Raw genomic sequence first — 12,746 nt, 5'->3', positions numbered from 1 at the left:
GAAACGACTTCGCGCCGATGATAGTGCGGATTCCCGTGTGAAAGTAGGTCATCGTCAGGCTTTTATACTGATCAACCCCTCTGCTCTTCCCGAGTAGAGGGGTTTTTCTTTTGTCCGGCGCCTGGTGGTGCCAAGCGGTGCATGCCGCATAATGGTCCATCCAGAACAACAAGCGCATGCAGGGGGACCATGACACCGACTTATTCCATCGGGCAGCTGGCAGCAGAATTTGATCTGACGACCCGGGCCATCCGCTTTTATGAGGACATGGGCCTGTTGCACCCTGAGCGCACCGGCGCCGGCGGCAAGCAGCGCGTGTATTCGGCCAAGGAGCGCACGCGTCTTCGGCTGACCTTGCGGGCCAAGCGCCTGGGGCTGACCCTGCAGGAAGCCAAGGAAATCATCGACCTTTACGAGTCGCCGCGCGACACCGGTGTGCAGCTGAGCCGCTTTATCGAGGTGTTGACGGCGCACCGCCAGCGCCTGCAGACCCAGTTGGCAGATTTGCAGGCCAACTTGGCAGAAATTGATGAGCATATGCAGGAAGCCCATGCTTTGCTCGCAAAGCAGCCGTCAAAAAAATAATATATAGTTGACGTGAACGTAAACGTAATGATGCCGTTCCACCGCCTTCGCCGGTGGCCGCGGCATCTGGTGCGCCATATAGATAGGAGACAAGACCATGTCCGGATTGCCAGGCCTGAATTTCCAGTTGGGTGAGGATATCAACGCTTTGCGTGATGCCGTGCGCGAGTTTGCGCAGGCTGAAATCGCGCCGCGCGCCGCCGAGATTGACCGCAACGACCAGTTCCCGATGGACCTGTGGCGCAAGTTTGGTGACCTGGGCGTGCTGGGCATCACGGTATCCGAACAGTATGGCGGCGCCGACATGGGCTATCTGGCGCATATGGTGGCGATGGAGGAGATCTCCCGTGCCAGCGCGTCGGTAGGCCTGTCCTACGGTGCGCACAGCAACCTCTGTGTGAACCAGATCAACCGCAACGGCAATGAAGCCCAGAAGGCCAAGTACCTGCCCAAGCTGATCAGCGGTGAGCATGTGGGCGCGCTGGCGATGAGTGAGCCGGGTGCCGGCTCCGACGTCATCAGCATGAAGCTCAAGGCCGAGGACAAGGGCGGCTACTACCTGCTCAACGGCAACAAGATGTGGATCACCAATGGCCCGGATGCCGACACCCTGGTGGTGTACGCCAAGACCGAGCCGGAGATGGGCGCCCGGGGTGTCACCGCCTTTCTGATCGAGAAGGGCATGCCCGGTTTTTCGATTGCACAAAAGCTGGACAAGCTGGGCATGCGCGGCAGCCATACCGGCGAGCTGGTGTTCCAGAACGTCGAAGTGCCGGCCGAGAACGTGCTGGGCCAAGTCAACGGCGGCGCCAAGGTGCTGATGAGCGGCCTGGACTATGAACGCGCCGTGCTGACCGGCGGCCCGTTGGGCATCATGCAGTCGGTGATGGACAACGTCGTGCCCTACATCCATGACCGCAAGCAGTTTGGCCAAAGCATTGGTGAGTTCCAGCTCATCCAGGGCAAGGTGGCCGATATGTACACCGTGCTGCAAGCTGGCCGCTCTTTTGCCTATACGGTCGCTAAAAACCTCGATCTGCTCGGAACCGACCATGTGCGGCAGGTACGCAAGGACTGCGCCAGCGTCATTCTGTGGTGCGCCGAGAAGGCCACCTGGATGGCCGGCGAAGGCGTGCAAATCTATGGCGGCAATGGGTATATCAACGAGTATCCGCTCGGCCGCCTGTGGAGAGATGCGAAACTCTATGAAATTGGCGCCGGCACCAGCGAGATTCGCCGCATGTTGATTGGGCGTGAGCTGTTCGCAGAAACCTGCTGACCGGCTGCGCTGCGCCATCCTGATACCCACACAACAAAAGGATAGCCTTATGAGTACAACCTCCATCAAAGACCTGTTTGACCACAACCGTTTGTGGGCAGAGCAGATGGAGCGTGACCGCCCCGGGTTCTTCACGGGCCTGATGTCGCAGCAGCACCCCAAGTACATGTGGATCGGTTGTTCGGACAGCCGTGTGCCCGCCAACCAGATCACCGGTCTGGAGCCCGGTGAGGTGTTCGTGCACCGCAATGTGGCCAATGTGGTGGTGCCCAGCGATCTGAACTGTTTGTCCACCATCCAGTATTCGGTGGACCAGCTCAAGATCCAGGACCTGATGGTCGTGGGCCACTACGGCTGCGGCGGCGTGCTTGCGGCGCTCGAAGGCCTGCGCCTGGGCCTGGTCGACAACTGGACCCGCCACGTGCGCGATGTGCGCGACAAGCACCTGGCACTGCTGCAAAGCCTGTCGCCCCAGCACCGCCATGATGCGCTGTGCGAGCTCAATGCCATCGAGCAGGTGGTGAATGTGGCGCAGAGCACCATCTTGCAGGACGCCTGGACGCGCGGCCAGAAGGTGACCTTGCACGGCTGGTGCTACAGCCTCAAGAACGGCCTGATCACCGACCTGGAGATGACCGTTCCAGGCATTGGCGGGCTGTCCGAGGTCCACCAACGCGCCGTGGCCCTGGTGGCCGAGCGCAAGCGCGATTAAACCCGCCAGGCATCCCTGCGTCCAGGGCTGCCTTTTTTACAGCGCGAGCGGTCCCTGAGAGGCCTGCAGCACAAGACCCGAATTCAATCAGGAGACACCAGATGCATGATCCCGTCGTTATCGTTGGCGCAGCCCGTACCCCCATGGGTGCCTTCATGGGCGATTTTGCCGAGCTCTCGGCCAATGACCTGGGCGGCGCGGCCATCAAGGCAGCGGTGGAGCGCGCGGGTGTCGCCCCTGAAAAAGTGGAAGAGGTGCTGTTCGGCAACTGCCTGATGGCTGGCCAGGGCCAGGCCCCGGCGCGCCAGGCGCTGTTCAAGGGTGGTCTGCCCAAGAGCACCGGCGCTGTGACCCTGTCGAAGATGTGCGGCGCCGGCATGGAGGCCACCATCCTGGCCCATGACCAGCTGGTGGCCGGCAGCCGCGATGTGATGGTCGCCGGCGGCATGGAAAGCATGACCAATGCCCCCTACCTGCTCAAAAAGGGCCGTGGCGGCTACCGCATGGGCCATGACAAGGTGTTCGACCACATGATGCTCGATGGCCTGGAAGACGCCTATGAGCCCGGCCGCTCGATGGGGACCTTTGGCGAGGACTGTGCCGCCAAGTACCAGTTCAGCCGCGAGCAGCAGGACCAGTTCGCCATTGCCAGCGTGCAGCGCGCGCAGGCGGCGACCGCGTCCGGCGCTTTCAAAGCCGAGATCACGCCGGTCACTGTGTCCACCCGCAAGGGCGAGGTCACCGTGACTGAGGACGAAGGCCCCGGCAAGGCGCGCCTGGACAAGATCGCCGCCCTCAAGCCCGCGTTCAAGAAGGATGGCACGATCACGGCGGCGTCCAGCTCCAGCATCAACGATGGCGCAGCCGCTCTGGTGCTGATGCGCGAATCCACCGCCAAGGAGCTGGGCTGCAAGCCGCTGGCCAAGATCGTGGCCCATGCCAGCTACGCGCAAGAGCCCGAGTGGTTCACCACCGCACCGATTGGCGCGACCGAGAAGGCGCTGAAAAAGGCCGGCTGGAAGGTCGAGGATGTGGACCTTTGGGAAATCAATGAGGCCTTTGCCGTGGTGCCGATGGCGCTGATGGCCGACATGAAGGTCTCGCACGACATCGTCAACGTCAACGGCGGCGCCTGCGCGCTGGGCCACCCCATTGGTGCCAGCGGTGCGCGCATTCTGGTGACCCTGCTGCATGCGCTGCAGGCCCGTGGCAAGCGCCGTGGCCTGGCTACGCTGTGCATTGGCGGAGGTGAGGCCACTGCGATGGCGATTGAAATCATGTAGTCTAGTCATCCTGACAGAGGAGAAACTATGACGAACGAATCGGTGGGCCCCGGCCCGGGGCAGCTGCAGGCAAAGGATATCGAGTCCTTCTGGCAGGAATTGGTCTACCAGGAGCGCCACCTGGCGCTGTTGCCCAACCAGGCCTTTGTGGTGCAGGCCAACGAGATGCTGGCCCGCATCGCCCCCGATTTGGCGCTGGAGCTGGAGCGCTCGGAAGGCAGCCTGTTTTCGCGCCTGGTGTTCAGCGCCCATGGCAATGTCGACCAGTTCGAGAACCTGATGGCGCTGGTGCGTGCGGCGCCCAGCCTGCCGGGCTACAAGGTGCAGGCCTTCCGCAACCGCAGCCCCATCAACGATTTCAGCATGGCGATGGAGGGCCTGGAGCTCTCCTGCTCGGACGTGCTGGTGGCCCACTACGATGCCGGCGGCATCGTTGGCCTGGAGCTGGGCTTTGAGAAGATCATCGCCCCCGAGCAGCGCGAACTGGCCCAACACATGGCCTTCATCATGCTCGACCATGTCCTGGGCGAATGGGACTTTGCGGTGCGGGTCGGCCCGGTCGATGTGGTCGATGCCTTCGCGCCCGAGGTCGCTGGCGTGGGTCCGCTCTCCGCCTTCCCTGCCGTGTTCGACGCGTTTTTGCGCGACAGCCTGGGGCGCAGCTACCGCTTCCCCCCGGCCGACGATGACCGCTGGAAAATGCTGGAGGCACGCCGCCGCGATGCCCCCGCCGATGCCGTGCCCGATCTGCTGGGCCTGCGCCTGTCGGCCAATGCCGTGGCCACGCGCGCCGATCTGCCTTACTGCCTGCAATGGACCTTGACGTTTGAAGACGGCGAGACCCTGGACCAGGCACGTGATGCGCAGGAAGGCTTGCAGGCGGCGCTGGAGCGCATGGAAAACGGCATTCTGGCTTATACCCGTATCGAAGGCATGCGCGAGCGCACTGCCTGCTACTACGTCGATGACGCCGCAGCCGCCCGCCAAAGTCTGCAGCAGCAGGCGGTGGCCCTGCCCGGGCGCGTCGACGTGTCTTTCGATCCCTCCTGGGATGCGTATCTGGCCGTCTATGCAGCCGCAGGCGCTGCGGCGGCCGATGCAGAACATGACGACCCGGAGGCTGCATGATCGAATCTACCGAGCAACTGCGCGCGCTGTACGCCCAGCCCGCCGAGCGTGCGCTGGCCAAGCAGCTGGACCACCTCGATGTGCATTGCCAGCGCTTTATCGCGCTGTCGCCGCTGTGCGTGGTGGCCACGGCCGGCCAGGCTTGCGAGATGCTCGATGCCTCGCCCCGGGGCGGCCCGCCCGGCTTTGTCAAATGCCAGGGCGCGCAGCACCTGCTGCTGCCCGATGCCGGGGGCAACAACCGGCTCGATTCGCTCAGCAACCTGCTGACCGATGCCCGTATCGCGCTGCTTTTCCTGCTGCCTGGCGTGGACGAGACCTTGCGCGTCAACGGCACCGCAAAGCTGCGCGATGAGGCCCGCTTCATCGATGTGTTCGATGGCGAACGCCAACGGCCCAAGCTGGTGATCGAGATCGAGGTGCGCGAAGCCTATCTGCACTGCGCCAAGGCCTTGATGCGCTCGCGTCTGTGGCAGGCCGAGGCACAGATCGCGCGCAGCACCCTGCCCACGCTCAACCAGATGATCCATGACCAGATGGGCTCAAGCGCGGCGCCCGAGCCGCAGGCGGACATGGTGGCGCGCTACCAGCAGCAAATCCTGCAAGAGCAGGGACAGTGACGACAACCGCCGAGGAGGGCGTAGGAATGGCTGTGATTTTGGTGATCGGCGCCTCGCGCGGCATTGGCCTGGAGCTGGTGCGGGAATATGCGCAGGCAGGCTGGACGGTGCTGGCCACGGTGCGTGATGCGGAGGCGCAGGCGCGGCTGCAGGCGCTGGGCGCGCGGGCTTTTCTGGTTGATGTGCTCAAACCGGAGAGCGTGACGGCACTGGCCACGGCATTGGCGGGCCAGCAGATCGACTTGGCGATGTATGTGGCCGGTGTGATCCGCCGGCCCAATGCCCGCACGGTGCCGACCCAGGCCGATTTTGATGCGGTGATGCACACCAATGTGCTGGGCGCCATGCAGCTGCTGCCGCAGATTGGCCCGATTGTCGAGGCCAGCGGCGGCGTGTTTGCCTTTATCTCGTCGTCGATGTCGCAGATCGAAGGTGTGGATGACAGCTATTCCTGGCTGTACAGGGTCAGCAAGACGGCGCTGAACATGGCGGTGGCCTCCGCCCAGCATGACTACCCCGGCGCGCGCCTGATCACCTTGGACCCGGGCTGGGTGCAGACCGACATGGGCGGGGATGAAGCGCCGCTGACCGTGCAGCAAAGCGTCAGCGGCATGCGCCAGACCCTGGCCTCGGTCAGCGATGCGGACAAGGGGCGCCTGCTGCACCACGATGGCCGCCGCGCCAAGCACTGGTAAGCCCGCCAAGCAGACAGCGACAGAACGAGAAAATCCGGAGACAACCGATGCTTTTGAACGACGACCAGACGATGATCCGCGATGCGGTGCGTGAATTTGCCCAGGCCGAGCTGTGGCCGCACGCCGCGCAGTGGGACCGCGACCATGTGTTCCCCAAGGCAGCCCACCAGGGCCTGGCCCAGCTGGGCGCCTACGGCATCTGCGTGCCCGATGCGCTCGGTGGCGCAGGGCTGGACTACATCAGCCTGGCCTTGGTACTGGAAGAAATTGCCGCTGGCGACGGCGGCACCAGCACCGCCATCAGCGTGACCAACTGCCCCGTCAATGCCATCCTGATGCGCTACGGCAGCGACGCACAGAAAAAACAATGGCTGGCCCCGTTGGCAAGGGGCGAGATGCTGGGCGCCTTCTGCCTGACCGAGCCCCATGTCGGCTCGGACGCCAGCGCGCTGCGCACCACCGCCAGCAAACAGGGCGATGCCTATGTGATCAATGGCGTCAAGCAGTTCATCACCAGCGGCAAGAACGGCCAGGTGGCGATCGTGATTGCGGTGACCGACAAGGGCGCCGGCAAGAAGGGCATGAGCGCCTTCATCGTGCCTACCGACAACCCGGGCTACCAGGTCGCGCGGCTGGAGGACAAGCTCGGCCAGCACAGCAGCGATACCGCGCAGATCAATTTTGAGAACTGCGTGGTGCCGGCCGAGAACCTGATCGGCGCCGAAGGCGAGGGCTACAAGATTGCGCTGGGCGCGCTCGAAGGCGGGCGCATCGGCATTGCCGCGCAAAGCGTGGGCATGGCGCGCAGCGCCTTTGATGTGGCCGTGCAGTACGCCAAGGAGCGCGAGAGCTTTGGCACGCCCATCATCAACCACCAGGCCGTCGGCTTTCGCCTGGCCGAATGCGCGACGCAGATCGAGGCCGCGCGCCAGCTGATCTGGCATGCCGCCAGCCTGCGCGATGCCGGCCAGCCGTGCTTGAAGGAAGCGGCCATGGCCAAGCTGTTTGCCAGCGAGATGGCCGAGCGCGTCTGCAGCGCCGCCATCCAGACCCTGGGCGGCTATGGCGTCGTCAATGATTTTCCGGTGGAGCGCATCTACCGCGATGTGCGGGTCTGCCAGATCTACGAAGGCACCAGCGATGTGCAGAAGATCCTGATCACCCGCGCGCTGGCTTGAGGGCCTTTGCAGGATCGTGAAAAACAAACCCGGCGCTGCCGGGTTTGTTGTTTAGAGCGCCAGGCGCCGGCCGTCGGCAAACACCATCAGCTCGCCGGGCTGGAAAGCTGTCCACTGCTCGTTGGTGGTCAGCGGCGACGTCACCACCACGGCCACCCGGTCCTGCGGCGTGGTGCAGGTGGCAAAGTCGATGCTCAGATCCTCATCGCTCAGCTGTGCCTGCGAGAACGGATGCGCGCGCTCGGTGTAGCACAGGAAGGTGTTGGCATGGGCCCAGAGCGCCTCGCCATTGGAGAGCAGAAAGTTGAAGGTGCCATGCGGCGCAATCTGCGCGGCCAGCTCGCGCAGAGTGTGGGTCAGCTCGGCAATGCTGGGCGTGCCGGCATGGGATTTCCACAGCTCCTGCATCAGCCAGCAAAACACATGCTCGCTGTCGGTATCGCCCACCGGGTGAAAGTGGGTGTGCAGGCGGGGGCGGAAGTCCTTGAGGTCGCCATTGTGGGCAAACACCCAGTTCTTGCCCCAGAGCTCGCGCACAAAGGGGTGGCAGTTCTGCAGCAGCACCTGGCCCTGCGTGGCCTTGCGGATATGCGCAATCACATTGCGGCTGTGGATGGGGTAGCGCCGCACCAGCTCGGCCACCGGCGACTGGACGGCCGGCTGGTGGTCCACCAGCAGGCGCAGGCCGCCTTCTTCAAAGAAGGCGATGCCCCAGCCATCGCTGTGGTGGTCGGTATTGCCGGCCCGCTGCGAAAAGCCGCTGAAGCTGAAGTTGATGTCGGTGGGGGTGTTGCAGTTCATCCCCAGCAGTTGGCACATGGCAAAAACTCTTTGAAAACCGTTGGATGGCCCAGTGTAGACCATTCGCTACGGGCCAAGAACCTGGTCAAAGTCTCTTATGGCCTGGCCGCCGCAGGTGCCTGCAGCTGGCGGGCAGCGACGCCCGCGAGCACACAGACCACGGCCAGCATCAAAAAAGTGTCGCGAAAACCCGCCACCCGCTCGGCCAGCACAATGTCGATGGCGGGCGACTGGTTGGTGTAGAAGGCCACGCGCCACTCCAGAAAGATGCCGCAGAGGCTCACCCCGGCGGCGCCGCCGAGCATGCGCAGAAAGCTGAAGCTGCTCGAGCCCTGTGAGATCAGGCTTTTGTCCAGCGAGCGCATGCTGCCCAGGGTCAGCGACGGCAGGATGAAGCCCAGTCCAATGCGGCCCAGCACCGTATAGCCCACCAGCAGCCACAGCGACGAGCCCGGCTGCAGCACACCGGTCAGCACAAAGGACAGCGCCAGCAGCGAGAGGCCGCCGATCACCAGCCAGTGCACAGGGGTGCGGTCAGCCATGCGGCCGGCCAGCGCGATGACGCCGCCCAGCACCAGGCCAGCGGGCAGCATCGTGGTGCCCACGACCGACGCCGAGTACGACAGCCCCAGCTGCATGAATACCGGCAGCAGGTAGGTGGAGCCAAACAAGGCCACGCCGTAGATGAAGGCCACAATGCAGCCGGCCGCAAAAGGCTTGCTGGCAAACAGGCGCAGGTCCATCAGCGGCTTGCCGCCCTGGGCCAGCAGGCGCCGCTGCCAGCCAATGAAGGCGGGCAGGCAAACCAGCGCAATCGCCAGCAGCACGGCGCTTTGCTGCCAGCCGCTGCCATGCAGCGCCACCAGGCCATTGAGCAGGCAGACCGTGCCGGTGGTGGCAATGGCCAGGCCCAGCCAGTCCAGGCTGTTGCCATGGCGGTCGGCGGCGGCGCCGCCGGGCGCATTGACGGGCACAAACTTCAGCCCCAGCCAGACCGAGGCCAGGCACAGCGGCACGACCATGAAGAACACCGAACGCCAGCCCATCCAGTCGACCAGCAGGCCGCCCACGCTCGGGCCAATGGCCGGCGCCAGCACGATGCCCATGCCAAACAGGCCGTTAGCCCGGCCTTGCTCATGCGATGCGAAGGCATGCAGGATGATGATGGCGGGAATCGGCTGGATCACACCGGCCGCCAGCCCTTCGACCACGCGCGCCACCAGCACCAGGTTGTAGTCGCTGCTGAAACCGCCGCCCATCCCCCCCAGCATCAGCAGCAGTACGGCGCCCAGGTAGGTGTTGCGGTAGCCATAGCGCGACAGCAGCCAGGGCGTGGTCAGCATCGCCACCGTCGTGGCCACCATGAAGGACGAGGTCACCCACTGCGCACGCGACTGGCCGAGCTGGAAGTGCTGGCTCATCGCCGGAATGGCGACATTGAAAATGGTCGACGAGATGATCGAGGCCATCGTGCCCACCATCACGCTGAACAGCAGGTACCAGCGAAAGCGCTCCCCATAGAGGCTGCGCAGATCCTGGGCGTTGTGGTGTCTTATCTGCATGGCGGAGGCTGGGCGGATGGGCGCGTGTGGCGGTTGGCCGGGTGGGGCGCCTGCAAGCAGGCCGGCCCCGGGCGTTTGATGATGATCCTGGGGCTGGGGCTTGTCAGTCACCCCGGTTGGTGCTGGCGCCGGGATCGGGCTCCGCGCGGCCACAGGCCGGGCAGATGCAGCGCTGGCCGCGCTCGGCCGGGGCCAGGCGCTGCAAGGCCTGGGGGTCGATATCGGCGGTCATGCACCAGCACTGGGCAGCAGGCAGGCCCTGGGCCACGGCACAGCCGTTGCGCTGGCCGCACAGAGGGCATTGCTGCGCCCAGGTGCTGCTGTCCGTGCGGGTGGCAGGCATCATGGCGTGCCTGTCGGCACCGGGGTGGGTGCTGCGGCTGGCGCGGGGCGTGGGGGCGGCAGCGCGTCTTCGGGCCGGGCGGTCAGGCTGCCGGCCAGCAGCTCGGGCAGGCGGTCCACCCCCATGCGGAAGCCGCAGGCCTGCGCATGGCCGCCACCGCCCATGCTTTCGGCCAGCGGAATGCAGTTGAAGTCCGAGCGCGAGCGCAGGCCGCATTTGGCGCCCTTGGGGCTGGCGCTCCACATCAGCGCAAAGGTGCCGCTCTGCTTGGCCAGGATATCGCCGACCTGGCTGTGGAACATGCCCGGGGCATTCACCATCAAGCCAGCCACGCCATTGAACACCAGTGGCTGCGCGCCTTCGGCGATGTCGCTACAGAGCTTGAGGTACTTCTCGTCCATCGCGCCGCCCCGTGCCATGAAGGCGCTCAGTTGTTCGGGGCTGAAGGCTGCAATCTCGGCCCAGCGCTCAAAGCTGCGCGGCTCCATGTCCAGCGCGGCCAGGAAGGCACCGCTTTCGGGGTACTGCCAGCGCCAGATGTCGCGGTCCTCGATATGCAGCACCAGCGCGGGGATGGGGTTCTGGGGAAAGAAGAACTCCCAGGCCAGGCGCGCGCCGGACTTGTTCATGTCGAAATGCACGACGCCGCAGGTGCATTGGTAGCCATGGAGCTTCTCGGCCGCGCTCTTGTGGTGGTCCAGCAGCACCAGCTTGTGGGCCTGCGCCTCGATGGCCGCCAGCAGCTCGGGGCCAAAGGCAAAGTCGAGGATGTAGATCGTGCGGCCGGCCAGCGGCCCCAGGTCGTCCACAGTCTGAATTTCGCCATGGTCCAGGCCGCGAAACTCTGCGTTGCCGGAGAAGAACAGCCAGGCCGCCAGCGCCGCGCCATAGCCATCGGGGCAGTTGCGGCCGTGGTAGAGGATCAGGGGCTGGGGGTCGTTGATGTCGGCCGTCACCGGCAGAGAAAGGTCGGGCAGAAGTTTCATCCTGCCATTTTCCGCCAAGCGTATTACCTGAGAGCGACCAAGTACTGCGCGGGCATGCGGTGGAGGGCCACCGCATGCCCGCAGGCGCCATGGGCTGGCGCAGCGTTTATGCCAGCGTGTAGGCCGTCTTCACCGTGGTGTAGAACTCCTGCGCATAGCGGCCTTGCTCGCGCGGGCCGTAGCTCGATCCCTTGCGGCCGCCAAACGGCACATGGTAGTCCACGCCGGCGGTGGGCAGGTTCACCATCACCATGCCGGCCTGGGCGTGGCGCTTGAAGTGGCTGGCGTACTTCAGGCTGGTGGTGGCAATGCCGGCAGACAGGCCAAAGGCGGTGTCGTTGGCCACAGCCAGTGCCTCTTCATAGTCCTGCACGCGGATCACGCTGGCGACCGGGCCAAATACCTCTTCGCGGTTGATGCGCATCTGCGGCGTGCTGTCCACCAGCAAGGCTGGCTGCATGAAAAACCCCTCCTTGCCGCTGCCGGTATGGCAGGCAATGCGGCTGCCGCCGGTGGCCAGCACGGCGCCTTCGGCCTTGGCGATTTCCACATAGCTCAGGTCCTGCTCCAGCTGGGCCTGGCTCACCACGGGGCCGATATCGGTGCCGGCGGCGCGCGCATCGCCCACCTTGATCCTGGCCATGCGCTCTTGCAGCGCCTGCACAAAGGCAGGGTAAATCTTGTCGGTGACGATCAGGCGGCTCGATGCGGTGCAGCGCTGGCCGGTCGAGTAAAAGCAGCTCTGGGCTGACAGCTCCACGGCCTGGGCCAGGTCGGCATCGTCCAGCACCACCTGCGGGTTCTTGCCGCCCATCTCCAGCTGCACCTTCTTGCCCGATTTGACGCAGGCCTCGGCAATGCCCCGGCCCACACCGACCGAGCCGGTAAAGCTGATCGCAGCCACATCGGGATGCTGCACCAGTGCATCGCCAATGATGCGGCCCCGGCCCATCACCAGGTTGAAGACACCGGCAGGGATGCCGCTGCGGTGGATGATGTCGGCCAGCGCCCAGGCGCTGCCGGGCACCAGGTCGGCGGGCTTGATCACCACGCAGTTGCCAAAGGCCAGCGCGGGTGCAATCTTCCAGGCCGGAATGGCGATGGGGAAGTTCCAGGGCGTGATCAGACCGACCACCCCGATGGGCTCGCGCGTGATTTCCACGCCAATGCCGGGCCGCACCGACGGCAGGCTCTCACCGGCCAGGCGCAGGCATTCGCCGGCAAAGAACTTGAAGATCTGGCCGGCGCGGGCCACTTCGCCAATCGCCTCGGGCCGGGTCTTGCCCTCTTCGCGGGCCAGCAGGTCGCCCAGCTCTTCCTTGCGCGCCAGGATTTCGTTGCCGATCTTGTCCAGCGCATCATGGCGCGCCTGGATGCCCGACACGCTCCAGGCCGGGAAGGCGGCCGTGGCCGCCGCCACTGCGGCATCCACATCGCTGGCATCGCCTTGGGCGTACTGGCCGATCACATCGGACAGGTCGCTGGGGTTGGTGTTGGGGGAGGTGGTTTTGCCGGGTGTCCAGCTGCCGTTGATCAGGTTGTTGTGTGTCGTCATGGGCTTGCCAGGCGCTTGG

At 64.9% G+C, this 12,746-nt stretch carries 13 protein-coding genes; 8 read left to right on the top strand and 5 right to left on the bottom strand.

The annotated features are described in order from the left end of the window. The first annotated feature begins 189 nt into the window (after positions 1-189). The 8 genes from ACHWUQ_RS18700 (at position 190) to ACHWUQ_RS18665 (ending at position 7,480) form a co-directional block, all read left to right on the top strand. Positions 190-585, top strand: coding sequence for a MerR family DNA-binding transcriptional regulator (locus ACHWUQ_RS18700; protein ID WP_312417948.1), 396 nt, complete (start codon positions 190-192; stop codon positions 583-585). Positions 586-682: 97 nt separating this feature from the next. Continuing rightward, the gene (locus ACHWUQ_RS18695; RefSeq protein WP_394682038.1) at positions 683-1,864 is read left to right on the top strand and encodes an isovaleryl-CoA dehydrogenase; all 1,182 of its coding nucleotides are present in this window, start codon (positions 683-685) and stop codon (positions 1,862-1,864) included. 49 nt (positions 1,865-1,913) lie between these two features. Continuing rightward, complete coding sequence (gene can, locus ACHWUQ_RS18690; RefSeq protein ID WP_239810412.1) at positions 1,914-2,576, top strand: carbonate dehydratase; 663 nt, start codon at positions 1,914-1,916, stop codon at positions 2,574-2,576. Between the two features lie 101 nt (positions 2,577-2,677). After that, entirely contained in the window at positions 2,678-3,859 is a 1,182-nt protein-coding gene (locus ACHWUQ_RS18685) for an acetyl-CoA C-acyltransferase (protein WP_373450790.1), read from the top strand. Between the two features lie 27 nt (positions 3,860-3,886). Next, positions 3,887-4,987 (top strand): hypothetical protein, encoded by a 1,101-nt coding sequence (locus ACHWUQ_RS18680; protein WP_313335969.1) that lies wholly within the window; start codon positions 3,887-3,889, stop codon positions 4,985-4,987. Continuing rightward, positions 4,984-5,607, top strand: coding sequence for an MSMEG_1061 family FMN-dependent PPOX-type flavoprotein (locus ACHWUQ_RS18675; RefSeq protein ID WP_312417956.1), 624 nt, complete (start codon positions 4,984-4,986; stop codon positions 5,605-5,607). The genes ACHWUQ_RS18680 and ACHWUQ_RS18675 overlap by 4 nt, the downstream gene beginning before the upstream one ends. Positions 5,608-5,633: 26 nt before the next feature. Next, complete coding sequence (locus tag ACHWUQ_RS18670; RefSeq protein ID WP_239810416.1) at positions 5,634-6,302, top strand: SDR family oxidoreductase; 669 nt, start codon at positions 5,634-5,636, stop codon at positions 6,300-6,302. Between the two features lie 47 nt (positions 6,303-6,349). Continuing rightward, complete coding sequence (locus tag ACHWUQ_RS18665; protein ID WP_312417958.1) at positions 6,350-7,480, top strand: acyl-CoA dehydrogenase family protein; 1,131 nt, start codon at positions 6,350-6,352, stop codon at positions 7,478-7,480. 51 nt (positions 7,481-7,531) lie between these two features. Here ACHWUQ_RS18665 and ACHWUQ_RS18660 read toward each other — a convergent pair whose 3' ends face one another. From ACHWUQ_RS18660 to ACHWUQ_RS18640, 5 genes are all read right to left on the bottom strand, one after another. Then, entirely contained in the window at positions 7,532-8,299 is a 768-nt protein-coding gene (locus ACHWUQ_RS18660) for a class II glutamine amidotransferase (protein ID WP_239810418.1), read from the bottom strand. Positions 8,300-8,376: 77 nt separating this feature from the next. Further along, a complete protein-coding gene (locus ACHWUQ_RS18655) occupies positions 8,377-9,843 on the bottom strand; it encodes a DHA2 family efflux MFS transporter permease subunit (protein ID WP_394682037.1) in 1,467 nt (488 codons plus the stop codon). 103 nt (positions 9,844-9,946) lie between these two features. Next, positions 9,947-10,186 (bottom strand): cysteine-rich CWC family protein, encoded by a 240-nt coding sequence (locus ACHWUQ_RS18650; RefSeq protein WP_394682036.1) that lies wholly within the window; start codon positions 10,184-10,186, stop codon positions 9,947-9,949. Further along, positions 10,186-11,172, bottom strand: a complete 987-nt coding sequence (locus ACHWUQ_RS18645) for a DHH family phosphoesterase (protein WP_239810421.1) — start codon at positions 11,170-11,172, stop codon at positions 10,186-10,188. The genes ACHWUQ_RS18650 and ACHWUQ_RS18645 overlap by 1 nt, the downstream gene beginning before the upstream one ends. Positions 11,173-11,278: 106 nt before the next feature. Further along, positions 11,279-12,727, bottom strand: a complete 1,449-nt coding sequence (locus ACHWUQ_RS18640; protein WP_394682035.1) for an aldehyde dehydrogenase family protein — start codon at positions 12,725-12,727, stop codon at positions 11,279-11,281. Between the last annotated feature and the right edge of the window lie 19 nt (positions 12,728-12,746).

The sequence above is a fragment of the uncultured Comamonas sp. genome, assembly GCF_964277875.1.
Lineage (GTDB): Bacteria > Pseudomonadota > Gammaproteobacteria > Burkholderiales > Burkholderiaceae_C > Comamonas > Comamonas sediminis.
This window is presented reverse-complemented; position numbering and strand designations above follow the sequence as displayed.

What these genes read in the sequence shown, in the direction of transcription:
- ACHWUQ_RS18700 (WP_312417948.1), top strand. Translation starts at nt 190, where the DNA reads ATGACACCGACTTATTCCATCGGGCAGCTGGCAGCAGAATTTGATCTG.
- ACHWUQ_RS18695 (WP_394682038.1), top strand. Translation starts at nt 683, where the DNA reads ATGTCCGGATTGCCAGGCCTGAATTTCCAGTTGGGTGAGGATATCAAC.
- can (WP_239810412.1), top strand. Translation starts at nt 1,914, where the DNA reads ATGAGTACAACCTCCATCAAAGACCTGTTTGACCACAACCGTTTGTGG.
- ACHWUQ_RS18685 (WP_373450790.1), top strand. Translation starts at nt 2,678, where the DNA reads ATGCATGATCCCGTCGTTATCGTTGGCGCAGCCCGTACCCCCATGGGT.
- ACHWUQ_RS18680 (WP_313335969.1), top strand. Translation starts at nt 3,887, where the DNA reads ATGACGAACGAATCGGTGGGCCCCGGCCCGGGGCAGCTGCAGGCAAAG.
- ACHWUQ_RS18675 (WP_312417956.1), top strand. Translation starts at nt 4,984, where the DNA reads ATGATCGAATCTACCGAGCAACTGCGCGCGCTGTACGCCCAGCCCGCC.
- ACHWUQ_RS18670 (WP_239810416.1), top strand. Translation starts at nt 5,634, where the DNA reads ATGGCTGTGATTTTGGTGATCGGCGCCTCGCGCGGCATTGGCCTGGAG.
- ACHWUQ_RS18665 (WP_312417958.1), top strand. Translation starts at nt 6,350, where the DNA reads ATGCTTTTGAACGACGACCAGACGATGATCCGCGATGCGGTGCGTGAA.
- ACHWUQ_RS18660 (WP_239810418.1), bottom strand. Translation starts at nt 8,299, where the DNA reads ATGTGCCAACTGCTGGGGATGAACTGCAACACCCCCACCGACATCAAC.
- ACHWUQ_RS18655 (WP_394682037.1), bottom strand. Translation starts at nt 9,843, where the DNA reads ATGCAGATAAGACACCACAACGCCCAGGATCTGCGCAGCCTCTATGGG.
- ACHWUQ_RS18650 (WP_394682036.1), bottom strand. Translation starts at nt 10,186, where the DNA reads ATGCCTGCCACCCGCACGGACAGCAGCACCTGGGCGCAGCAATGCCCT.
- ACHWUQ_RS18645 (WP_239810421.1), bottom strand. Translation starts at nt 11,172, where the DNA reads ATGAAACTTCTGCCCGACCTTTCTCTGCCGGTGACGGCCGACATCAAC.
- ACHWUQ_RS18640 (WP_394682035.1), bottom strand. Translation starts at nt 12,727, where the DNA reads ATGACGACACACAACAACCTGATCAACGGCAGCTGGACACCCGGCAAA.